The sequence below is a fragment of the Puribacter membranae genome (assembly GCF_055380425.1).
Genome location: NZ_AP040167.1, coordinates 1,794,661 through 1,816,977, shown reverse-complemented (window position 1 = coordinate 1,816,977; position 22,317 = coordinate 1,794,661). Strand labels below are relative to the sequence as shown.

20 protein-coding genes are annotated in these 22,317 nt (G+C 51.7%); 7 read left to right on the top strand and 13 right to left on the bottom strand.

Features of this window, described 5'->3' with window-relative positions; translation table 11 throughout:
* Positions 1-94 precede the first annotated feature (94 nt).
* The gene (locus ACZ41M_RS08790) at positions 95-1,354 is read left to right on the top strand and encodes a phosphopentomutase (protein ID WP_464731526.1); all 1,260 of its coding nucleotides are present in this window, start codon (positions 95-97) and stop codon (positions 1,352-1,354) included.
* A 7-nt stretch (positions 1,355-1,361) separates the two neighbouring features.
* Positions 1,362-2,096 (top strand): purine-nucleoside phosphorylase, encoded by a 735-nt coding sequence (deoD, locus tag ACZ41M_RS08785; protein WP_464731527.1) that lies wholly within the window; start codon positions 1,362-1,364, stop codon positions 2,094-2,096.
* A 234-nt stretch (positions 2,097-2,330) separates the two neighbouring features.
* On the opposite strand, the gene ACZ41M_RS08780 is transcribed toward deoD, so the two are convergent.
* From ACZ41M_RS08780 to ftsY, 3 genes are read right to left on the bottom strand one after another with little or no spacing between them, the layout of a single operon-like run.
* The gene (locus tag ACZ41M_RS08780; RefSeq protein ID WP_464731528.1) at positions 2,331-3,836 is read right to left on the bottom strand and encodes a Ppx/GppA phosphatase family protein; all 1,506 of its coding nucleotides are present in this window, start codon (positions 3,834-3,836) and stop codon (positions 2,331-2,333) included.
* Positions 3,833-4,423 (bottom strand): hypothetical protein, encoded by a 591-nt coding sequence (locus ACZ41M_RS08775; RefSeq protein WP_464731529.1) that lies wholly within the window; start codon positions 4,421-4,423, stop codon positions 3,833-3,835. Before ACZ41M_RS08775 ends, ACZ41M_RS08780 begins: the two co-directional genes overlap by 4 nt.
* Before the next feature lie 2 nt (positions 4,424-4,425).
* Positions 4,426-5,757 (bottom strand): signal recognition particle-docking protein FtsY, encoded by a 1,332-nt coding sequence (gene ftsY / locus ACZ41M_RS08770; protein ID WP_464731530.1) that lies wholly within the window; start codon positions 5,755-5,757, stop codon positions 4,426-4,428.
* Positions 5,758-5,886: 129 nt separating this feature from the next.
* Between ftsY and rsmD the strand changes: the two genes are divergently transcribed.
* The 5 genes from rsmD (at position 5,887) to ACZ41M_RS08745 (ending at position 8,882) form a co-directional block, all read left to right on the top strand.
* Positions 5,887-6,501 (top strand): 16S rRNA (guanine(966)-N(2))-methyltransferase RsmD, encoded by a 615-nt coding sequence (rsmD, locus tag ACZ41M_RS08765; RefSeq protein ID WP_464731531.1) that lies wholly within the window; start codon positions 5,887-5,889, stop codon positions 6,499-6,501.
* Between the two features lie 230 nt (positions 6,502-6,731).
* A complete protein-coding gene (locus ACZ41M_RS08760; RefSeq protein WP_464731532.1) occupies positions 6,732-7,391 on the top strand; it encodes a glycosyltransferase family 2 protein in 660 nt (219 codons plus the stop codon).
* Positions 7,310-7,681, top strand: coding sequence for a hypothetical protein (locus ACZ41M_RS08755; protein WP_464737508.1), 372 nt, complete (start codon positions 7,310-7,312; stop codon positions 7,679-7,681). The genes ACZ41M_RS08760 and ACZ41M_RS08755 overlap by 82 nt, the downstream gene beginning before the upstream one ends.
* Complete coding sequence (locus ACZ41M_RS08750; RefSeq protein ID WP_464731534.1) at positions 7,678-8,100, top strand: GtrA family protein; 423 nt, start codon at positions 7,678-7,680, stop codon at positions 8,098-8,100. The genes ACZ41M_RS08755 and ACZ41M_RS08750 overlap by 4 nt, the downstream gene beginning before the upstream one ends.
* Complete coding sequence (locus ACZ41M_RS08745; RefSeq protein ID WP_464731535.1) at positions 8,097-8,882, top strand: ChbG/HpnK family deacetylase; 786 nt, start codon at positions 8,097-8,099, stop codon at positions 8,880-8,882. The genes ACZ41M_RS08750 and ACZ41M_RS08745 overlap by 4 nt, the downstream gene beginning before the upstream one ends.
* Before the next feature lie 25 nt (positions 8,883-8,907).
* On the opposite strand, the gene ACZ41M_RS08740 is transcribed toward ACZ41M_RS08745, so the two are convergent.
* The 10 genes from ACZ41M_RS08740 to ACZ41M_RS08695 form a co-directional block, all read right to left on the bottom strand.
* Positions 8,908-10,719 (bottom strand): ABCB family ABC transporter ATP-binding protein/permease, encoded by a 1,812-nt coding sequence (locus ACZ41M_RS08740; protein WP_464731536.1) that lies wholly within the window; start codon positions 10,717-10,719, stop codon positions 8,908-8,910.
* Between the two features lie 162 nt (positions 10,720-10,881).
* Positions 10,882-12,639, bottom strand: a complete 1,758-nt coding sequence (gene ggt / locus ACZ41M_RS08735; protein ID WP_464731537.1) for a gamma-glutamyltransferase — start codon at positions 12,637-12,639, stop codon at positions 10,882-10,884.
* A gap of 161 nt (positions 12,640-12,800) precedes the next feature.
* Positions 12,801-13,235, bottom strand: a complete 435-nt coding sequence (mutT, locus tag ACZ41M_RS08730) for an 8-oxo-dGTP diphosphatase MutT (protein WP_464731538.1) — start codon at positions 13,233-13,235, stop codon at positions 12,801-12,803.
* Positions 13,236-13,313: 78 nt separating this feature from the next.
* Positions 13,314-14,213 (bottom strand): ATP-binding protein, encoded by a 900-nt coding sequence (locus tag ACZ41M_RS08725; protein ID WP_464731539.1) that lies wholly within the window; start codon positions 14,211-14,213, stop codon positions 13,314-13,316.
* Positions 14,214-14,287: 74 nt separating this feature from the next.
* The gene (locus ACZ41M_RS08720; protein WP_464730024.1) at positions 14,288-15,232 is read right to left on the bottom strand and encodes an IS30 family transposase; all 945 of its coding nucleotides are present in this window, start codon (positions 15,230-15,232) and stop codon (positions 14,288-14,290) included.
* A gap of 81 nt (positions 15,233-15,313) precedes the next feature.
* The gene (gene rfbA / locus ACZ41M_RS08715) at positions 15,314-16,201 is read right to left on the bottom strand and encodes a glucose-1-phosphate thymidylyltransferase RfbA (protein WP_464731540.1); all 888 of its coding nucleotides are present in this window, start codon (positions 16,199-16,201) and stop codon (positions 15,314-15,316) included.
* A gap of 14 nt (positions 16,202-16,215) precedes the next feature.
* Positions 16,216-17,130 carry a dTDP-4-dehydrorhamnose reductase gene (rfbD, locus tag ACZ41M_RS08710; protein WP_464731541.1) on the bottom strand — a complete coding sequence of 305 codons (915 nt, stop codon included), beginning with the start codon at positions 17,128-17,130 and terminating at the stop codon, positions 16,216-16,218.
* Positions 17,120-18,178 carry a dTDP-glucose 4,6-dehydratase gene (rfbB, locus tag ACZ41M_RS08705; protein WP_464731542.1) on the bottom strand — a complete coding sequence of 353 codons (1,059 nt, stop codon included), beginning with the start codon at positions 18,176-18,178 and terminating at the stop codon, positions 17,120-17,122. Before rfbB ends, rfbD begins: the two co-directional genes overlap by 11 nt.
* 246 nt (positions 18,179-18,424) lie before the next feature.
* The gene (locus ACZ41M_RS08700) at positions 18,425-18,934 is read right to left on the bottom strand and encodes an OmpA family protein (RefSeq protein WP_464731543.1); all 510 of its coding nucleotides are present in this window, start codon (positions 18,932-18,934) and stop codon (positions 18,425-18,427) included.
* A 60-nt stretch (positions 18,935-18,994) separates the two neighbouring features.
* On the bottom strand, positions 18,995-22,210 hold the full coding sequence (locus ACZ41M_RS08695) for an autotransporter outer membrane beta-barrel domain-containing protein (protein ID WP_464731544.1): 3,216 nt from the start codon (positions 22,208-22,210) through the stop codon (positions 18,995-18,997).
* Between the last annotated feature and the right edge of the window lie 107 nt (positions 22,211-22,317).

Below are 22,317 nucleotides of genomic sequence, written 5' to 3'. Positions count from 1 at the left end.
GCGCGAGAATGACGGGGGTTGATTGAATGTTAATAGCCTGTTGGTAACCCATTTGGGTTTGACATTTGACTCCTAATATTGAAAAAGGAAGACGATGAAACGAGCCATTATTCTCATGTTGGACTCATTTGGCATCGGTGCGACGCCGGATGCAGCGGCATTCGGCGATGCGGGCGCGAACACGCTCGGCCACATTGCACAGGCATGCGCGCGCGGCGAATGCGACCAGCGTGCCGCGCAGTACGGCGCTCTGTATGGTGATGCGGTGCGCACGGGGGCATTGCACTTGCCTAATCTGACCGCACTCGGCTTGGCACAGGCGAATGCCGAAGCGACGGGGCAGTTTCCGACGGGATTGAATCCGAATGCCGAGCTGATCGGCGCGTATGGCTATGCAGCTGAATTGTCTTCCGGCAAAGACACGCCGTCCGGTCACTGGGAAATGGCGGGCGTGCCGGTGCTGTTTGACTGGGGCTATTTCAGCGACAAAACCAACTCGTTTCCGCAGGAGCTGCTTGATCGCATCGTCGCGCGCGCGCAGTTACCCGGCTACCTCGGTAATTGCCACTCCTCGGGCACCGTGATTTTGGATGAACTGGGTGAGGAGCACATCCGCACGGGCAAACCGATTTTCTACACCTCGGCGGATTCGGTATTTCAGATCGCCGCGCACGAGGGACATTTTGGTTTGGAACGCTTGTACGAATTGTGCGAAATCGTGCGCGAGGAGCTGAACGATTACAACATCGGGCGCGTGATCGCGCGGCCGTTTGTCGGCGAACGCGCGGGTGAATTTGAACGCACGGGCAACCGCCACGATTATGCGGTGGAGCCGCCTGCGCCGACGGTTTTGCAAAAACTGGTCGAAGAGCGCAGCGGCGAAGTCATTTCCATCGGCAAGATCGCCGATATTTATGCCAACGTCGGCATCACGCACAAGGTCAAAGCGACCGGCTTGGCCGAGCTGTTGGACGCAACGCTGGCGGCGGTGCGCACGGCGAAGGACAACACCATGATATTCGCCAACTTGGTTGATCTGGACTCCGCCTACGGCCATCGACGCAATGTCGCAGGCTACGCGGCGGCGCTGGAGTACATCGACGCGCGTTTGCCTGAGCTGTATCCGTTGCTCGGCGCGGACGACATCGTGGTGTTGACCGCCGATCATGGCTGCGATCCGACGTGGCGCGGCACGGATCATACGCGTGAGCATGTGCCGGTGCTGCTGTATGGCAAAAACATTGTGCCGCGCAATTTGGGCGCACGCACAACCTTTGCCGATATTGGGCAGACGCTGGCGCGTTATTTTGGTACCACGCCGATGGCGTACGGAACCGATTTATTAAAGGAGTAACAATCACATGGCCACCCCACACATCAATGCCGAAATGGGCGATTTCGCCGACGTGGTGCTCATGCCGGGCGATCCGCTGCGTGCAAAATTCATTGCCGAAACGTATTTGGATAACGTGCGCCAAGTGTGCGACATCCGCAATATGTACGGCTACACCGGCACGTACAAAGGCCGCCCGATTTCGGTCATGGGGCATGGCATGGGCATTCCGTCGTGTTCGATTTATATTAAAGAATTGATCACCGATTTTGGCGTGAAAAAAGTCATTCGCGTCGGCTCGTGCGGCGCGGTGCGACGCGATATCCATGTGCGTGACATCGTGATTGGCTTGGGCGGCTGCACCGACTCCAAAGTCAATCGCACGCGGTTTAAAGGGCATGATTTTGCCGCGATTGCCGATTTTTATATGGTGCAGGCGATGGTCGAGGCGGCCAAAGCGCACGGCACGCCGGTGCACATCGGCAATATTTTCTCAGCGGATTTGTTCTACAACCCCGATACCAGTCTGTTTGACACGATGGAGCAGTACGGCATTGTTGGGATTGAAATGGAAGCGGCGGGTATTTACGGCTTGGCGGCTGAGTACGGCGCCAAGGCTGCGGTGATTTGTACCGTGTCCGACCACATCCGCACGCAGGAGCAGGTGTCGGCCGCGGAGCGCCAAACCAGTTTCAACGACATGATGATTATTGCGTTGGAGTCGGTGCTGATTGGCGATCGGCAGGATGCGCATAGTTTTTAAGAAAATACGGAAAAAGTAAACCCCCACTTTTTCCGTGCTTAACATTGGAAACTTTGTCAGGGAAACCCTGACAAAGTTTGAGCAAAATCAAAGCGTTAACATTGAGGATACTGTCAAGTATGCTTACCTACAGAAATCCTTGCGCTGAAAATCATATTTATTCCGCATTTTTTTAAAACGAGAGCGCTCTGTTAAAAAGCACGAGATGTTGCGGCTGCGTGTGGGTAATAATGACTATGCTTGGGCTTTAAACCCAACTTTATCCCACGCACGCCATTCTTCATCGATCAAATAGCTGGTCAGCGGATGGGCTTCGCGCCACGGGCGTTCAATCTGCCATTGGATTTTTTGGTTTTTGAATTTCAGCGGCGCTTGTGGCAAATCAATGTCCACGCGCGCATGCGCCAAAATCACCGCCAGCCGCAAGCACAACACATGCGCGGGGAAATCAACGTTGCTGCTCAAAATCGCGCTGTGTTTGCGCAGACCACCGACTTGCGCACCAATCAAATCCGCCAAATAACTTTGCGCAAAGCGTGAAAAGCCCGCCAAATCGGTATTCGCCATCAAATACGCGCCGTGACGGTGGTAGCCGTCGTGCGACACCGCCATGCCGATCTCGTGTGTCATCGCCGCCCAACTGAGGCGTTGGCGCGCCAAATCGTCTGCATTCGGTGCAATTTGCGCGTACAGCGCCATGGCCAATGCATGCACGCGCTGTGCCTGTGTCATATCCACGCTGTAACGTTTCATCAGGCGCATCATGGTTTGCTTGCGCACGTCCAGACGCGTATTGCCGCCACGCAATTGTTCGAGTAAATCGATCATCACGCCTTGGCGCAACGCGCTGTAACACGGACGCATTTCCTGCACGTCCAGCGCGTGAAACAGCCCCATCAACACCGCCAGACCACCGGCCAAAACCTGCGCGCGTTGCTCGCGCATGGTGTCGGCGAACGGCCATTTTCTCGGCTCTTTGTTGAGCATCAGTTGTACCAGTTGATTCATGCGTTCGCGCGTGATCGGATAGGTTGTGTGTTCTTTGCCCGGACTGTCTTTGTTCAGCATCACACACAATTCGGCGATGGTCTCGATCGTGCCGGATGAGCCGACCGCGTATTTCCAGTGCTGCGCGCCAAAGGCGGCTTTGCCCTCTTCAAAGGTTGCCGATGCCGCAATGACCGCCTTTTCAAATGAGCGTTTGGTCGGGCGACCGTCAGGGAAAAATTTGAGCGTGTGCGATACGCAGCCGATGCGAAATGAATTTAACTCATGCGGCGTGAAATTGCTGCCCAGAATCACCTCGGTCGAGCCGCCGCCAATGTCCACCACCAAACGATGCTCGCCGTCCTTCGGTAAATCGTGTGATACGCCCAGATAAATCAATCGTGCTTCCTCACGCCCCGCGATGATTTCGATCGGGTAGCCGAGCGCGGCCTGTGCCGGTTTGAGAAAATCCTCGGGGTTTTTCGCACTGCGCAAACTTTGCGTTGCCACCGCGCGCACCGCATACGGCGCTACGCCGCGCAAACGTTCGGCGAAACGCTCCAAACATTCAACCGAGCGAGCAATGGCTGCCGGTGTTAGATTGCCATTTTCGTCCAAGCCCGCACCGAGGCGCACCGGTTCTTTGTAGTAATCAATGCGCACCAGTTGACCATGCTCCAGCCGCGCCATTTCGAGGCGAAAGCTGTTGGAGCCCATATCGACGGTGGCTAAAATTTGTCCGTTTTTAATCATAAGGTGGGTTTGTCAGGATAATGAATTAACAGCGCTTGGGCGCAATGCTCATGGCGATCAATAAAGTCAATGAGCGCCTTCGTTAAGCGCATTGTAGACCTTGTATTGTCAGAGGGAATGGTATTCAGCAAAAAATCCAACTCAGAGGGATACAAATCAAGCGTTTTTTCTAACTCGATATTCAATAATTCTCTTTCATGAGCAATTGCATGGGCGCTCATTGAGCTATTGAGCAGCGCTTTTTGACGTAAAAGAATATTTTTGCCTGCCTCGGTGGAGAACCAGTCTGACATTTTTTCCAATACCAATACGCGGCGCTCGCCCCACTCCGAATCATGACTGACTTGAATGACTGCTTGCATTAATTTCGCGTCTTGCCCCATGAGGTCAGAGCAGTTTATCTCGGTGGCAGATGCTGTTTTGTAGGCTTGTATATGATCTAATTGATGATCCTGCACAAAATAATCAACCAATCCTTCGCTGGGTTGCCAATCATTTGATTGATCTTGTGCATATAGCGCTGGGGTTACGATGCAAAGCAAGAAGCAATAAGTCAGAGCGGCCCACCGTTTGATCAAACGGGGCATCGTTATTCTCCCAGCAACGCCTGTGCAAACTCCTCGGCGTCGAAGGTTTGTAAATCCTGCACGCCTTCGCCCACGCCGATGAAGTACACCGGCAAGTTGCGCTCGACCGCGAGTGCGGCGAGTACGCCGCCTTTGGCCGTGCCATCGAGTTTGGTGATGATCAGGCCGGTCAGTCCGATGGCTTCGTCAAAGGCTTTGACCTGCGCCAATGCGTTTTGCCCCATATTGCCGTCCAGTACGAGGATGATTTCGTGCGGTGCGCCGGGCAGGGCTTTGTCGGCCACGCGTTTGACTTTTTTCAATTCGTCCATCAGGTGCAGTTGCGTGGGCAGACGTCCGGCTGTGTCGGCAATCACCACGTCCAATTGTTTGGCCTGCGCCGAGGCGATGGCGTCAAATACGACCGCCGCCGGATCGCCGGATTCCTGCGCGATCACGGTGACGTTGTTGCGCTCACCCCAGACGGCGAGCTGCTCACGCGCCGCTGCGCGGAAGGTGTCGCCCGCTGCGAGAATGATCTTTTTGTTCATTGCTTGCAGGTGGTGTGTGAGTTTGCCGATGCTGGTGGTTTTACCCGCACCGTTCACGCCCGCGACCATCAGTACCAGTGGGCGATGCGCGTCAATGTCCAATTCTTTTTCCAATGGACGCAGCAGTTCGATCAAGACACTTTGCAAGGCGTTGCGCACGCCTTGCGCATCCTCGATGCGCTCTTTTTTCACCCGCGCACGCACGGCAGAGAGGATTTTTTCAGTGGCGTTCACGCCCACATCGGCCATGAGCAAGGCGTCTTCGAGCGATTCAAACAAGGCTTCGTCCACGCGTACGCCGACAAACACATGGCGCAAATTCGTTCCGGTTTTGCTCAGTCCGGCGCGCAGTCGCGCCAGCCAGCCGCGCTGGGAAAATTGCTCTGCGCTGGGTTTGTCTTGTGTCTCAGGTTGTGGTGCGATGAAGGTTTCTTCGCGTGCATATGCGTTGTCTGCGCCATCTGCGCGGTGTTCGGCGTTCGGCTCGTCTGCAGGAATCTGCGCCAATTGATCGTCCAAGGCGCGATTGAAAATATCAGCAAGGCTGGTTTTGATCTCAGGTGCGCTGCCGTCGTTTGCCGCTGCATTGGCCGGAGTTGTGGTCGGAGTTGCGGTCGGAGCATCAGTGGCTGCCTCGCTCAGTGATTCTTCCACGAGCGGCTCGGTAATCGGCGCAATCGCGGCTTCGTTCAGAGCCAAGGTGGCATCGGCCTCGGTCGGTGCATTGTCGATGACCTCAATGACGGATGATTCGTCTATCGGGGCGGTTTCGGCGGATTTTTTGCGGCGGAAAAAGTTAAACATAATTTTGATCTGAACTCACTACGGTATAATGCGCCCATTGTACGCAAAGCAGCCGAGCGCGACAATCACATCGCCGATAAATCATTGACTGCGTTGCCTTTTAACACAGATTCACGCAGATATTCCAACATGCGCCCAAAATCACCCCCTCATCGAACGACCCAAGGACAGATTCGCGTCATTGCAGGCCAGTGGCGGCGGCAATTATTGCCCGTGCCGACGCACGAGGGATTGCGCCCGACCGGTGATCGCGTGCGCGAAACGGTGTTTAACTGGCTCAATCATTTTTGGGGCGGGCAGTTTGCCGAGCAACAGGTTTTGGACGTGTTCGCCGGAAGTGGCGCGTTTGGCCTCGAATGCGTCAGCCGTGGTGCGCGCGACGTGGTATTGATTGATAACCACAAGCCCGCCGTTGAAAACATCCGCAATATCCTGCAACATTGGCAAAAGCAAGACGCGGGCATCGCGCAAGTACGTGCGTTGGCCGATGATGCGCTCAAGGTATTGGCGCAGTTTGCCGAGCAAAACATCTATTTTGATGTGATATTCCTTGATCCACCGTTCGGACAGGACTGGCTGGCGCGCACTTTGCCGCTGATTGCGCCGCTGTGCGTTGAAGACACGCTGTTGTACGTTGAGGTTGAAAAAGGCTTCGATTGGACGGTTTTGAGCCAATTCGGCTGGGCTTGCGTGCGCGAGGGCAAAACCCAGCAGACGCTGTATGGCTTGTGGAAGCGACAATAAGCTTTCCTGATCGCTTGGAGGAGCGAAGTGTTTCTTTAGGGCGATGCCAAGCGGTTTGTCGAAAGGGGTTTACCGAAAGGGGTTTACCAAAAGTATGGGAGATGCTATCTTCCTCGTAGCAGTTTATCCTGCAAGCAAAATAGCCCCTTTGATTATTGTTGGTTGTTTTCAGACAATGAGTACGCTGATCAACCTGCCATGCGTGTGTTGCGAAAAAATGAGTTGAGTCCATGAGCATTTATTTGAGTATTGTCATTCCCGCCTACAATGAGGCGCCGATTTTGGATCAATTTTTGCCGTCATTGTATTGCGCACTGGCGGAGTTGCCCGATCAGCAGGAAATTGTGATCGTGGACGATGGTAGCCGCGACAATCTGCGCGAGGTGTTTCAAGCACATTTGGCCGTGTGTCCGGCGCACATTACCTTGCGCTTGGTTCAGTTGTCGCGCAATTTTGGCAAAGAAGCGGTGCTGAGTGCGGGTTTGGCCAATACGCAGGGGCGCATTGTGGCGATGATGGATGCGGATGGACAACATCCGATTTCGGTGCTGCAAGAGATGTTGGCGCTCAATCAGCAAGGAATCGATATGGTGGTCGGTGTGCAGGCCAATCGCTCGCATGAGAGCTGGCTGGCACGCAGTTTGAAACGCGGTTTTTATCATTTCATGCAGGACACCCATCGCTATGAGATTAAGCCGAACGCGGGTGATTTTCGCTTGATGAGTCGAAAAGTGGTGGATGCGTTGTTGGCTTTGCCCGAGCGTCAACGCTTCATGAAGGGTTTATACGCTTGGGTCGGGTTTAAACCGTGTATGTTCCGTTTGAGGCGCATGAGCGTCAGGATGGCGAGAGCAAGTTTAATTACGCCAGTTTGTTTGAGCTGGCCTTAATTGGTATTACTTCGTTTTCACAAAAACCTTTGCGCTGGATTTCGCGCATGGGTTTGGTCGTCTCGGTTTTGTCTCTGATGTATGGTTTTTATATTGTATTTGATACGCTGTTTTTCGGTAAGGAGGTTGCTGGTTGGGCGACCTTGGTTGCCGGTCTGATGTTTTCCGCCGGTGTGCAATTGATCTGTTTGGGCGTGATTGGTGAATACATCGGGCGGATTTATGACGAGGTGAAGCAGCGTCCTTTGTATGTGATTGACCAAATTTGGGAAGGCGATTCGTCAACATGAGCCAGACGACTCGAAAGCAAGCGCTGTTTTTTGCCATTGTCGGTGCGTGCGCCGCGCTGACGCATTTCGCGGTGTTGGTGCTGTTGGTGCAGTGGGGCGGTATTGCGCCGTTTTGGGCAAATCCGCTGGCGTTTGTGTGCGCGTTTTGCGTGAGTTTTTACGGGCATCTGAGTTGGACTTTTCGAGCAAACTCGGCGCAACGTCATTGGCTGCCAAGTTTGTGGCGTTGGTTGCTGAGCTCGATCGGTGGGTTTTTGCTTAATCAGTCACTGTTTACCATGGGTTTAACCGTCTTTGGGCATGATCATTACCGCAGCATTTGGTTTGTCGTGACTTTATTGGTCACGCTGATGACCTTCGCTTTGGCCAAATTTTGGGCGTTTCGCCGCCCTCATTCTCCTCAAAACACCGCTTCATGAAAAAAATTACCCTCAATGTAGATGATTTGGGTTTGTCCGACGCGGTGAATCAAGCGGTCTTGCGTTTGGCGCAGATGCGACGCATTCATGCGACCAGCTTTATGAGTGCGGGTGCGATTCGGCCCAGCGAGGTGGTGCAATTACAGCGTCTAAATGTGGATATTGGCCTGCACTTGGATTTGACAGGCTTGGTTTGTCAAGGTTCGCTCAAGGCAGTGATGGCGCGTAGTTGGTTACGTCTATGGGGTCGGGCGCAATTGCGGCAGCTCATCGTGCAGCAATTCGATGCATTTGAAGCCACGATGAGTGCGGCACCGGCTTTTGTGGATGGGCATCAGCACGTTCATCAATTTCCTGTAGTGCGAGCATTATTGCTGGAGGAATTGAGCCGGCGCTACACCTCTCCCATGATCCCAATACGCAGTACCCAAGCGATACAGGGCGACTTTAAAGCGCGCTTGATTCATGCGTTGGGTGGACGCACGTTGAACCGCATGTGCGCGCAGCGTGGCATTCGCCAGAATAATTGGTTTGGCGGCGTGTATGACTTTCAGGCGGATCAAGCGCGCTTGGCCGATTACTGGCGCGAATGGTTGAGTCGAGCGCCTGAACGCGGTACGGTACTGATGTGCCATCCTGCTTTGCCAGATGCGCACTGGCAAGACAGCATCAAAACGGCACGTGAGCAAGAATGGGAGTGGCTGAGCAGTGACACATTTGGTCAACTGTGGGATGAGTTCTGTTGCGAAGCGCAGTCGTGGTCAGAGATATCTCATGCGTGAGCTGACTCTGAATGGATGCAAACTATTATTCGCTCATCGGCTCGCGCTGCTGCTGCGCCCACATCTCGCTGTAAACGCCCTTTTTCGCTAATAATTCCGCATGCGTGCCGCGCTCAACAATGCGTCCGTCGTCCATCACGAGGATTTGCTCCGCGTGCACGATGGTGGAGAGTCGATGCGCGACGATCAGCGTGGTGCGGTTGTGTGCGGCTTCATCAAATGCCGACTGGATGGCTTTTTCCGCGTGGGTATCGAGCGCGGAGGTCGCTTCGTCAAACACCAAAATCGGTGTGTTTTTCAACAAAGTGCGCGCAATCGCCACACGCTGTTTTTCCCCGCCGGAGATTTTCAGCCCGCGTTCACCCACTTGCGTGTCCAGACCTTCGGGCAGGCGTGCCAAAAACCCATCCAAATGCGCGGCCTGCGCTGCCGCCAACACCTCCTCGTCGCTCGCATCGGGGCGGCCATAGCGGATATTGTAGCCCAGTGTGTCGTTGAACAGAACCGTGTCCTGCGGCACGATACCGATGGCTTGGCGCAGGCTTTCCTGCGTCACGGCGCGCACCGATTGACCATCAATCAAAATATCGCCGCTCTGCGCGTCATAAAATCGAAACAGTAAGCGCGACAGGGTCGATTTACCCGCGCCGCTTTTACCCACAACCGCCGTGGTGGTGTTCGGCTCGATGGTGAAACTCACGTCGTGCAAAATCGGCCGGTTGTCGTTGTAGGCAAAATCCACATGGCGAAACTCCACGCGACCGTGGGAGACCTGCAACGCCGCCGCATTCGGCGCATCGGTGATCTCGTGTGGCGCATCCAGCAGCGTGAACATTTTGTCCACATCAATCAGCGCCTGCTTGATCTCGCGGTACATCACGCCGAGGAAATTCAGCGGCACGTACAACTGCAACATCAAGGTATTGATCAACACCAAATCGCCGACGGTCGCGCGCCCTGCCACCACGTCGCGTGTGGCATACCAGAGAATCGCAATCAATGCGACCGAGATAATCATCTGCTGGCCGAGATTGAGCAAAGACAGCGAATTTTGCGACTCAATCGCCGCGACGCGAAACTGTTTCAAACCCTCATCGTAGCGTTTGGCCTCGAACGACTCATTGTTAAAATACTTCACCGTTTCAAAATTAAGCAGTGAGTCAATCGCCTTCTGATTTGCCTTCGAATCCATCTCATTCATACGCTTGCGATACTGCGTGCGCCACTCGGTAATCCACACGGTAAAACCGATGTAGCCCGCCAATGCCGCCGCCGTGATCGCGACGAACACCGCATCGTACTTCACCCACAAAAAGCCCAACACCATCACCACCTCGATCAGCGTCGGCACAATCGTCATGAACGAAAAGCCAATCAGCGTGCGGATACCGCGATTACCGCGCTCGATGTCACGCGTCAGGCCGCCCGTCTGACGCGACAGATGAAAACGCAGCGACAGATGATGCAATTGATTGAATACCTTCAACGACACCGTACGCGCCGCATTCTCCACCACCTGAAAAAACACAATCTCGCGCAACTCATTGAACAGCGTTTGCGACACACGCAGCGCTCCGTACGCCAGTAATAACGCCACCGGCACCACCAACACCGCCTGCACGGTCGGGTTCGGCGTCATCGCATCGACAATGTGCTTGAGTGTGGTCGGAATCGCCAGATTCGCCAGTTTCGCCAAAATCAGCGCCGACAGCGCGATCAAAACGCGGTATTTACTCGCCCAAATATACGGCCAGAGTGAACGAATGGTGTCCCAGTCCGAACGGCGCGGATTGTTCGAGGACTCATTGGGCGGCAAGGAAGAGGAATGGTGGCGCATAAGGAAAGAGTGATGAGCTTAAAAGCGCGATTCTACTCGCAGTTGGATACGGACGTGCGGCGTTGTGGGCGCGGTACTTGGGCAAAATGCGCTAAAAAGCGAGGATGTTGCCATCCTCGCTCATTGATGCCGCCAATCATGAACACAGCCTAAGCCAAACGCTCAATCACCTTTGGCCACCCCTTCGCGCCGCGCATCCACACCTGCGGCGTAGCCCTGCGGGATTTTGACGATGGCGGCCAGACCGCTGGTCATTTCGGCCTCAACCACTTCATGCCCGAGGGTCGTTAATGCGCCGGTTTGTTCTGATAGCGCCGTACCTTTTTCAATTTCGGTTTTCGGGCCGTTGCGGCTGCCGTAATGCGGCATATTCACCGCTGTTTGCGGATCCATTTTCCAGTCAATCAGATTGACCAAGGTCTGCGCTACGTAACCGATGATGCGCGAGCCGCCGGGCGAGCCGACAACCATTTGTAGCCTTTTACCTGACTCGTCAAACACCAATACCGGCGCCATGGATGAACGCGGGCGTTTGTTTGGCTGGACACGATTGGCGATCAATGTGCCGTCTTTGTCCATCGGTGAGAAATTAAAATCGGTCAATTGGTTGTTGAGCAAAAAGCCGTTGACCATTTGGCGTGCACCAAAGGCGTCTTCGACCGAGGTCGTCATGGATACGGCGCGACCTTGTGCATCGACAATCGAAATGTGCGAGGTGGAAATGCGCTCAGGCGACGGCGTTTCTAACAAAGCCAATGGCGCACCGGCAGGCTTGCCCGCCACCGCCGTACCCAAGGACTGATCGGCACGAATCAGCTCGGCGCGGCGTTGTAAATAGCTCGGATCAATCAAACCTTTAGAGGGTACAGAGACGAAATCAGGATCGGCCAAATATTTGCCGCGATCGGCAAAGGCCAGTCGCCCGCTTTCGGAAAAATAATGGATGGCTTGCGTCGATGTGGGTTTGAGGGTGCTCAGATTGAAACGTTCGAGCTGTCCCAATGTTTGCAACACCGCAACCCCGCCGGAACTGGGCGCAGCCGGCCCGCAGACCGTGTAATCGCGGTATTTGCCACACACTGCCGTGCGGATTTTCGGTCGGTATTTGGCCAAATCCTGCATGCTCAAATAACCCGGATTGCTCGGGTGCGCGTGCACTTTGTCCACGATGGACTGAGCAATCGGACCGGTATACAGCGCTTTCGCACCGTGTTGGGCGATGGCCTTGAGCACTGCCGCGTATTCAGGGTTTTGTAGCAGCGTACCGGCCGGTTTGGCGGTAACGCCGTCGGCTTGGTAAAAATACGCGCGCGCCGTCGGGTCTTTCATCAGATATTTATCCGCCTGCACGGACTGGCTCATGCGTGGTGAAATGATGAATCCGCGCGTCGCCAAATCAATTGCGGGCTGAAATAATTTCGCCCACGGCAATTTGCCCTCGCGTTGGTGGGCGGCGGCCAACATCGCCACTGCGCCCGGCACACCGACCGAGCGTCCGCCAATCACAGCATCGTAAAAAGCCATATCAGCCTTGGCGGGCGTTCGAAACAGGTTTTCGTCCACCTTCGCCGGCGCGGTTTCGCGACCATCGTAGTTGCGCACCCGTTTGCCATCAAAGGTCAACAAGAATGCACCGCCGCCCACCCCCGACGACTGAGGTTCGGTCAACCCCAACACCATTTGCGCGGCAATGGCGGCGTCCACCGCGCTGCCGCCGGCTTTGAGAATATCATAGGCCGCTTGGGTGGCATACGGATTGGCTGTGGCGGCCATGAATTTCTCGGCGTGTACACTCCTTTGATTGGCCGCGACATCCGTGGCGATTTCGGGTGTGGCCGAGTCAAAGGCCTGCGCATTGAGCGCGTAGAAGGGCAATGTGGCAAACAGGGCTAAAGCAATGCGGTGACGAGTCGGACTCATAGTGGCTCCTTGATTGATTTTATAATATTTAGACAGAGCGTTTCGCATGGACATGCGTGCACGCTGATGGCACGATAGCAGAAAATCACGAACGGGGCGGCACTAAAATGAGATCAGCTTGATTTCATTTTGGGTTTGGTGAATGGGGGCGGGCAATTCGTTTAGTGTGAGGCTAGCTGTGCCAGATCAGCGAGCAGTGGTAAGGTCGCCGGTAAAATTGGCTCGGTGCTGGGCGTGCGGACGATGCCATCGTCGGTGACGATGAGTTTTTGCCAGTGCAGCGCTTGCGCTTCGCGGCCATGCGGTTCGCCATCCCATGCGGTGACGATGATGAAGTGGAGCAGAACATGGGCGTGCGGGTAAACGTGTTCGATGGTACGCCACGGTGTGCCGTTGGTGATGGTGATGCCGAGCTCTTCGATCAGCTCGCGTTGTAGTGCTTGGAAATGGGTTTCGCCCACCTCTACTTTGCCGCCGGGAAATTCCCAGTAGCCTGCCATGGGTTTGCCTTCGGGACGCTGGGCGAATAGGTATTCGCCATGGGCGTTGCGCAGTACGCCGACCACGACGTCGATGATTTTAGCGGGTGTGTTCATGCGTCTGTTTCTTTGCCTGTTTATGGTTCGCTCATTTCCGCGCGGGTGGGAATGATGGTTGGGTGGCGGGATAGAGCGCTACTCTGCGTTGCGGTGTGTGTGCAGTTGTTTTTGTCCGACCCATTGCCGTGCAAAGTGCTGGGCGATGCGCGCACTGCGTGAGCCGCGTTCGAGTGTGAATTGTAATGCGGCGGTGCGCATCTCTTCAAACTCGGCGTCATTCGCAGGTGTGTAGCCGAGGCGGCGCACGGCGGTATCGACGATGGTGAGATAGTCGTCTTGCTTAAACGGGTAGAAACTGAGCCACAGACCGAAGCGCTCGGACAGGGCGATTTTTTCCTCAACCGTCTCGGAGGGATGCAGCTCGTGATCGGACGGGTGGCTGTAGCCGACGTTGTCGGTGTCGTATTCGGGCACCATGTGGCGGCGATTGGAGGTGGCGTAGACGAGGACGTTTTCGGCGTAGCCGTTGAACGAGCCGTCGAGGATGGTTTTCAGCGCTTTGTAGCCGGAGTCTTGCGCGTCAAAAGTGAGGTCGTCGCAAAATACGATGAATCGTTCGGCGCGTTCGCGCACGAGATCGACGATTTCGGGCAGGTGGTGCAAATCGAGGCGATCCACTTCGATCACGCGCAAACCGTGCGCGCCAAAGCGTGCCAAGCAAGCACGTACCAGCGAGGATTTGCCCGTACCGCGCGCGCCGGTGAGCAGCACGTGGTTTGCGGGCAAGCCGCACACGAATTGCTCGGTATTGTCCAATACGGCTTGTTTTTGCCGGTCAATCGAGAGCAGGTCGTCCAATTCCTGCAAACGCGGCTGGTGCAGCGCCTGTAAAAAGCCGCGTCCGTAGCGCACTTGCCAGACATATGCCTGCGCGCTCCAATCAACGTCCTGCGTGGTGCGCGGGAGCAGCAGTTGCGCGCGTTCGAGCGTATCGGAGAGTTGCGCGAGGGTTTGGTTTAGGAGCTCGGTATCCATAGTCTAAGAAAATTACTTTGCGCTTTGTATTACGAAATTAAAGAATAATTTCAATAATTTTATAAACGGTGAATTCAAGCACGAAGTGCAACGCTGTTAAAAAGACTTGCAGGAGAAATAAACCCATGCCGTTTACGCGGTCGGTTGTTTAATTTCTGCATGATTGTATCCAAGAAATCGGCATCGATGTGCGCCATCGAAGCCTTTTTGGGAATGTATTGCCGAATCAAACCGTTTGTATTCTCATTTGAACCGCGTTGCCAAGAACAGTATGGTTTAGCAAAGTAAGTCGTGCATCCAATCGCTTGGTCAATCAAGGCATGGTCTGCAAACTCTTTGCCATTATCGAATGTGATGGTATGGACATGTTCCTTGAATGGTGTGAGCAATTCTATGCAGGCTTTTCGCACCAACTCGGCGGTTTTGCGTTCAACCTTGGCGATGAGGGTCAAGCCAGTCATGCGCTCCACCAATGTGACGATGGCTTGTTTGTGATGTGCGCCAATGACTGTATCACCTTCCCAGTGTCCCAGCTCTTCACGGGTCTCAACGCTGGCAGGTCGTTCGCTGATGTCGCGTCGGTTGGGTATTTGCCCTCGGGTTGAGTAGGATTTGCCATAGGCTTTACGCCGCTTTTTGGCACAGCGCAGTTGTTTGTAAAGTTGTCCGCCTTGGTTCTTGTCTGCTCTGACGCGACTATAAATGGTGGTGTGACTAATCGGTAACGCCGCAGCAATTTGCTCTGGTGACCATTCGTCGTTTAGGTATTGGGTGGCAACGTTGAATATATCTGAGCTGATGCGCTTCGCATTTCGGCTATTCAGAGCACGAAGTTCGGACAGGGTTTGAGCGCGTTTTGGACGGTAGCCACGCTTGCTGCGATTGCGTTGCAATTCTCGCGAAATGCTCGATTTGTTTCGCCCTATCGCTTCGGCGATGGCTTTTAGTCTGTGTCCGCTTGCGCTCATGTTCGCTATGATGTTACGCTCTGTTTGGTTGAGGTGGGTGTACTGTGTCATGGCAACTTTCTATTGGCGTAGAGAGGGTCAAGTGTACTCACCTTGACTTCTCTTACCGATTTTTTTGTTGCACTTCGTACTTTAATTTAAGAAATACTGACCGTAGTCGCTTTTCAGGTACGGTTGAGCCAACGCAACCAATGCCTCTTGATTAATGTAACCCATGCGGTATGCAATTTCTTCAACACAGGCGACTTGTTGTCCTTGGCGTTTTTGTATCATTGCCACGAAGGTCGAAGCATCGCGCAAAGAATCATGCGTGCCTGTGTCCAACCACGCAAACCCCCTGTCCATGGTTTGTACGTGCAATGTACCGTTTTCTAAATAAATTTTATTTAAATCGGTGATTTCGAGTTCGCCACGGGGAGAGGGCTCAATGGTTTTAGCGTGCTTGACCACGTCTGCATCGTAAAAATACAGTCCTGTGACCGCGAAATTGGATTTTGGTTCAAGGGGCTTTTCTTCAATGCTCACCGCTTTTTTGTGCTCATCAAATGCAACCACACCGTAACGCTCTGGGTCATGCACATGGTAGGAAAACACCGTCGCACCATGCCCTTGGCTATTGGCATCTTGTAATAAAACTTGCAAATCATGGCCAAAGAAAATATTGTCACCCAACACCAAAGCGGCGGGATACCCATCTAAAAATGCCTCACCCAGCAAAAAAGCCTGTGCCAAACCATCAGGCGAGGGTTGCACTTGATAACTCAATTTCAGCCCCCAACGCGCCCCGTCACCGAGTAATTCTTCAAAGCGACCAATGTCCTGTGGTGTGCTGATAATCAAAATTTCCTGTATGCCAGACAGCATGAGCACCGCCAAAGGATAGTAGATCATCGGCTTGTCATACACAGGTAGTAATTGCTTACTGACTGCTTGAGTGATTGGATATAGGCGCGTACCCGAGCCACCCGCAAGAATGATGCCTTTGCGCTGATGAGGGTTGAGGTTAAGGTGTTTATTCATTTTTTACCCTCGTCTTATTGAATCAAAGTGAACGCATGACGCACAGCATCTTGCCAGTCAGGCAAGTGCAACCCGAAAGTATTTTGTAACAAACGGGTGTCCAAACAAGAGTTGGCGGGACGTTTGGCGGGCGTTGGATATTCCGAACTGGGGATGCCTTTAATCTGCGAACTGCTCATTTTTAACACAACACCTGCCTGCTCTGCCAAAGTTGCGATATATTGCGCATAGCCATGCCAACTGGTCGAACCACTCGCGGTCAAATGATACGTACCGTAAGCGGGCAACTCACCATTTTGACGCTTTAACCACGCATCGCGCAGTACATGTGCGGTCACATCCGCAAGTAAAAATGCACTGGTGGGCGCGCCAAATTGATCGTTGACCACATTGAGTGCGTCGCGAGTTTTCATTAAATTGAGCATGGTTTTGAGAAAATTCACACCATAAGCACCAAACACCCAACTGGTGCGGAAAATAAAATGCGCTGCGCACGCCTCGCGCACGAGCTGCTCACCTTGTGCCTTGCTCGCGCCATACACCGACTGCGGTGCAATCGGGTCACTCTCAATGTATGCACCCGACTTCGTACCATCAAACACATAATCGGTCGAATAATGAATTAACATGGCACCATGCTTCTGAGCCCAACGCGCCATCACGCCTGCTGCTTGGGCATTCACAGCATAAGCCATATCCACATCCGACTCGGCTTTATCCACCGCGGTATAAGCAGCGGGATTGACGATGATGTCGGGCTGATATTTATCCAATATAGCCAATGTCGCAACCGCATCAGATAAATCCAAATCCGCGCGCACCAAGGCAATGATTTCACCCAAAGGCGCGAGCGTGCGCTTTAACTCAAAACCAACTTGCCCGTCTGCACCCGTGATTAAGATTTTCGGTAATTTTAAATCACGCACCATATTGCTTCTCCGTCCACTCACGATACGCACCCGTGGTCACATTGCTCGTCCATTCAGTGTTGTCCAAATACCATTGAACAGTTTTGCGTATGCCCGACTCGAAAGTCTCAGCGGGTTTCCAGCCCAACTCACGTTCTAATTTACGCGCATCAATCGCATAGCGGCGGTCATGCCCCGCGCGGTCGGTCACGAAAGTAATTTGCTCTGCATACGATTGACCATCTGTACGGGGTTGCATTTCATCGAGCAAGGTGCAAATGGTTTTCACCACCTCCAAATTCGCCTTCTCGTTCCAACCACCGACATTGTAGGTTTCACCCAAACGCCCCGCTTCAAGCACTCTGCGAATCGCACTGCAATGATCACGCACATACAGCCAATCACGGATTTGCTGCCCGTCGCCATAAATCGGCAAAAGCTTGCCCGCGAGCGCATTGAGAATTACCAGTGGAATCAATTTTTCAGGGAAATGATAGGGGCCATAATTGTTGCTGCAATTCGTGGTCAGCACAGGTAAACCATAGGTATGGTGCCACGCCCGCGCGAGGTGGTCAGAAGCCGCTTTACTCGCCGAATAGGGGCTGTTTGGCTCGTAACGATTGGTTTCTGTGAACGGCGGATCGTTTTTTTCCAGCGAACCATACACTTCATCCGTCGAGACGTGCAAAAAGCGGAACTCGGATTTTTGAGGTTCAGGCAAGTCAGTCCAATACGCCCGCACCGACTCCAGTAGATTAAATGTACCCAAGACATTGGTTTGTATGAAATCTGCTGGCCCATGAATCGAGCGATCGACATGCGATTCTGCGGCAAAGTTCACCACTGCGCGTGGTTGGTATTGCTTCAGTAATTGAGATACCAACTTAGTATCACCAATGTCGCCATGCACAAACACATGTCGCCCATCGCTTTTCAACGAATCCAAAGTATGCAAATTACCCGCATACGTAAGTGCATCCAAATTGATGACCGGCTCATCTGAACCTGCCAACCAATCCAACACAAAATTACCACCGATAAATCCCGCGCCACCTGTAACCAATATCATTAAAAAACCTCAAAAATGTGCCATTAAACGACCATAACGGTGATGTATGTATCAAGCATACACCATTGCAATGTTACTTTCAGCCGCATTTTATCAAATAGACACCTAACATTTATGTTTCTTATGATACCCCTTGCTTGTTTGATAAAAAAGCCCAACTAAACATTGGGCTTTTAAGTATTAATGATTTTCAAATCACACCAAAAATGATGCGTAACCTAGATACAAACGAAAAGAGAACCATTATTATTTTTTACGTACACCTGTAATCTCAACCGCAACGCGACGATCAGGTTGTAAACACGCCTTAAGTGCAGGTGTCGGTTTGACTCCTTCACAATTGGTAATCGGCTGGGTTTCACCCGCACTTGATGTGGTTATCGGCGCAGTCACACCCAAACCTTGTAAGTAAACTTTAACCGTTTCTGAACGACGCAAACCCAATTGATAGTTATATTGATCATTACCCAAACGATCGGTATGGCCAATCAAAGTAATTTTGTCGACCTGTACATAACCATCTTTCAGCGTTGCTGCCAACTTTTCCAAAGTCGCTTTTCCTGCTGGTAATAAGTCAGTTGATGACGCCTTATCAAAGTTAAACAACGCATCAGCCGCTAAATTCACCCGCTCTGTCACAACAACTGGAGCGACGACCTCAGGAGGACACCATTTGTGATTGACATCGCGTACCCCCGCACAGCCACTGAGTGACAAAACCAAACCAACAGCGATTAATTTATTCTGCATATTCATTTTTACCCCATTAAAGCATTTCATGGATTGATGAAGTGCTTATTTGTTACTCAGATAAGGTTATTTCCAAGTGTGTTTAAAACCAATCGTGCCGCGATAACCTTCACGCTTGCTGCTACCCAAATCACGCTCATAGCGTGCATCCGCATAAAGATAACTGTGCTTACCCACTGGGAACTGCACACCCACTCCAACCTCACCCCAAGTGGACGCGTACTTTTCACTCAGATTATCCCGACCAATCCCTACTGATTTGGAATTGATAAAGTCATGCCATACATTGGCGACCGCATAGAAAGTTTTCGTCTGGTAATTTTTTTCAGAAGCTTGGGCATTGTGCGCCAAACGCACCCCCACTCGACCGCGCAAACCATGCTGTCCTTTCTCATTCACTTGACGAACACCATCGTTAAAGTCGTTTAAACCCACATATTGATAAATCAATTGTGCTTGTGGCTCCAATAACCAACCCGCTTCACCTGCAGTATGCTTGCTGATGGCATATGGACGACCCACTTCAGCAGACAATGCAGCACCCCAACCATTTTGACTGGCTTGATAACCATCGCGCGAGTTGTATTTGTTTCGCAGATAAGACAGTTGTCCCACCAAGTCCAAATAACTGCCATTGGGCGCATAACGCGTATGGGTCACACCCAAACTCACAGCATTGGTTTTACCATTGCCTGTGTACTTGTCGGCACTGACAATACCATTTTCTGCGCGATAACTATCAGAAAAATCCGTGTTAGCATGGCCATATGCAAGATAAGCACCCATTAGGCGATGACCACCTTCATCTGTGCGCTTAATTTTAAAATCATGCCCAAACTGAAAACCATACATATCCGTGTCCATATTCAAACGGGTTTTACCGTTTTGTTCAAGATGCTTACCGAATATCCGTCCCCATGTCTGACCTTTTGCATCGGAGCCGCAAGTACCACACTCATCCCAAGCCAAGGTTTGATTTTCACCACGACGCTCATGCAAAGTACCCAAGGTTGTATAACCAAGCTCCATATCAACCACGGGCATTTGCACATACGCTGGTACGGTTGGTGTATAAATAGGAGGTTTAACGGGATTAACTGGATCTATTTTGGCGGACATCGTCCAATAATATTCCCGACCACCATTTGCAGCTTCTCGGCTGGCCAATTGAACTTCCGTTGCACCTGTGGTTTTTGCAACACCTACAAAAGTTCCTGCTGCATTAGCACCATCAACGACCACTACAGGCACCGTATTGATTATTGAGGCAATTTGCTGAACACTACCATCTATGATGTTTACCGTTCCATCCGCAGCAATCGGGTTAACTGAGGTTTGACCATCTGCAGTTCCAATAATATGCAACACATCGGATTCCGAATCAGCACCTCCCTCGGCAACAGTGATGGCTGCATCTCCAGGTGCATTCCACAAGGTATTCATGCGGACAGATGCGCCATTTGAGCCACTGTAATTGCCATTAATTGTTAAAACATCGTTGTATTTTGCATGGGTTGCATTATCCAAATTAATCACACCACCATTGCTCACGACGTTACCAGACAGGATGTAGTTATTATTACCAGCGTCGTCAAATGCGCCATTAATAACAGCACCGCTGGATATAGTAGCAGTATCAAAAAGTGCAGTGGTTTTATCACCATTCGGAGCCGACGCATTTGCATTCAAATTCCACGTAAAACCATTACTTAGATTTAAATTAAGTGTCGGCGTTTTACTTGAATCCAATGTTTGCGTATTTTTTACCAACCCTTTATAAACCAAACCCGTCATGCTTCCCGCATCACTCGCATTGAAAGTAACGGATGAGCCTTGAAACAGATTTTGCCCCTGTAATTTAACCCCAGAAGCATCGTATGTATTTGAATAATATGAATAGTTAGGTGCTGTATAGTTCCCACTCACATTGAGAATATAGCCGTTGGCGTTGGCGGTTAGGTTGGTATTTGCACCCGTAAAATTAAGTTTGGTATCCACCTGCCCTTGATCCACAAAAATCAAGTCGCGACGCGTACCTGTTGCTGTAATCAATAGGTCAATACTGGTGCCATTGGTGGTAAACACTGCGTTATTAAAACTCGCTGTCACACCATTTGATGCAGCTTGTTCAAATGTCCCTGTGCTTCTTGAACCATCATCATGCCCACCAATTTCCAATGCATAACCATTCGTTTTGATTTCAGTACTGGCTTTTGCATCCGATGCGTCAAAAATTGAATTGCGCATCATCTTAATCCCACTACCTTGCAATGCTTTGGTCGTGTCAATGGTTAGCTTCCCATGAGATTCCAAAATCCCAGCACCCTCACCTGCATAGCGAACTTTACCCAATTTAACGCCATGACTATCCCAAGCAATAAGAGAACTATCCGTACCCTTATTAATGGTGATATTTGCATCACCATTGAGTATCACCTTGGGAGTGAGAGAACCATTCGCGCCAGCAGCGGTTGCATCACCATGATTGCTTTGATTGCCCGAAACATAGATACCAATTGAGCGATTACCTGTCAGTGTCATGTCCAAATTACCATTGACAATCACTTGTCCAGCAGAACCATTGCCCAAATTTTGATTGGCACCTTGAATCGCGCGTATGCCATTATTCAAAATCGGATTGACCTTACCACCCGTTGCCGTTTGATTAATCGTTAAATTCTCAGTGGTAATTGTTGAATACTGACCATTATAGGTAGCACGTTCACCAGAATCCACCGTAGAACCAGTCAAAACACCGTACTGTGCAACATTCCCACTGCTGTTAGTGCCCGCTGTGTAATTATCCGTCAGGTTCAAAATCACATTTTTTGTGGTCATATTCACATTTGAATGTGTACCTATACCACTAACACCACCATTTGCCTTGACATTGAAAGTTAAGTTACCCGTATTAATTGCGGCGCCAGAAGCACCCGTGGCGTACTGGTTACCAACGCCAGCATATCCTCCCGTTACATTTGCCGTAACAGTGCTATCCCCTACGGTCAAGGTTTCATGCAGACGAGAACGCGTTAAAATATAATAGCCCGCTGTACCCGACTGTGTGGTCGTTGCAGCCACCACATTGTTACACGAGGGAATTGTATTGCCTGGCAAATACGAGCCATCCGCAGCGGCCACACAATCGGCAGCAAAAGCACTATTGGACAACGCCATCAACGAAACAACTGCGGCAGCTTTTCCCATTCCTTTGGTCAACTCTGACGTCGCTACCCAAGTTTGCGTCACCCGACTCCACTTAGACTTATAGATTTTATTCACAATTTACCCTTCATACTCAAAAGACAATCAATATGTCGATGTAAATATGCTACCGCGTTCTAAATTCTATTAATTACTCTTTTAATGTTAATTTTTGTTAAATTTTA

Bases quoted from the DNA above. Each gene is read 5' to 3' on its own strand.
- ACZ41M_RS08775 (WP_464731529.1), bottom strand. From the start codon at position 4,423: ATGCCCCGTTTGATCAAACGGTGGGCCGCTCTGACTTATTGCTTCTTG.
- ACZ41M_RS08740 (WP_464731536.1), bottom strand. From the start codon at position 10,719: ATGCGCCACCATTCCTCTTCCTTGCCGCCCAATGAGTCCTCGAACAAT.
- rfbB (WP_464731542.1), bottom strand. From the start codon at position 18,178: ATGATATTGGTTACAGGTGGCGCGGGATTTATCGGTGGTAATTTTGTG.
- ACZ41M_RS08725 (WP_464731539.1), bottom strand. From the start codon at position 14,213: ATGGATACCGAGCTCCTAAACCAAACCCTCGCGCAACTCTCCGATACG.
- rfbA (WP_464731540.1), bottom strand. From the start codon at position 16,201: ATGAATAAACACCTTAACCTCAACCCTCATCAGCGCAAAGGCATCATT.
- ACZ41M_RS08780 (WP_464731528.1), bottom strand. From the start codon at position 3,836: ATGATTAAAAACGGACAAATTTTAGCCACCGTCGATATGGGCTCCAAC.
- ACZ41M_RS08745 (WP_464731535.1), top strand. From the start codon at position 8,097: ATGAAAAAAATTACCCTCAATGTAGATGATTTGGGTTTGTCCGACGCG.
- ftsY (WP_464731530.1), bottom strand. From the start codon at position 5,757: ATGTTTAACTTTTTCCGCCGCAAAAAATCCGCCGAAACCGCCCCGATA.
- deoD (WP_464731527.1), top strand. From the start codon at position 1,362: ATGGCCACCCCACACATCAATGCCGAAATGGGCGATTTCGCCGACGTG.
- ACZ41M_RS08760 (WP_464731532.1), top strand. From the start codon at position 6,732: ATGAGCATTTATTTGAGTATTGTCATTCCCGCCTACAATGAGGCGCCG.
- rsmD (WP_464731531.1), top strand. From the start codon at position 5,887: ATGCGCCCAAAATCACCCCCTCATCGAACGACCCAAGGACAGATTCGC.
- rfbD (WP_464731541.1), bottom strand. From the start codon at position 17,130: ATGGTGCGTGATTTAAAATTACCGAAAATCTTAATCACGGGTGCAGAC.
- mutT (WP_464731538.1), bottom strand. From the start codon at position 13,235: ATGAACACACCCGCTAAAATCATCGACGTCGTGGTCGGCGTACTGCGC.
- ggt (WP_464731537.1), bottom strand. From the start codon at position 12,639: ATGAGTCCGACTCGTCACCGCATTGCTTTAGCCCTGTTTGCCACATTG.
- ACZ41M_RS08700 (WP_464731543.1), bottom strand. From the start codon at position 18,934: ATGAATATGCAGAATAAATTAATCGCTGTTGGTTTGGTTTTGTCACTC.
- ACZ41M_RS08750 (WP_464731534.1), top strand. From the start codon at position 7,678: ATGAGCCAGACGACTCGAAAGCAAGCGCTGTTTTTTGCCATTGTCGGT.
- ACZ41M_RS08790 (WP_464731526.1), top strand. From the start codon at position 95: ATGAAACGAGCCATTATTCTCATGTTGGACTCATTTGGCATCGGTGCG.
- ACZ41M_RS08720 (WP_464730024.1), bottom strand. From the start codon at position 15,232: ATGACACAGTACACCCACCTCAACCAAACAGAGCGTAACATCATAGCG.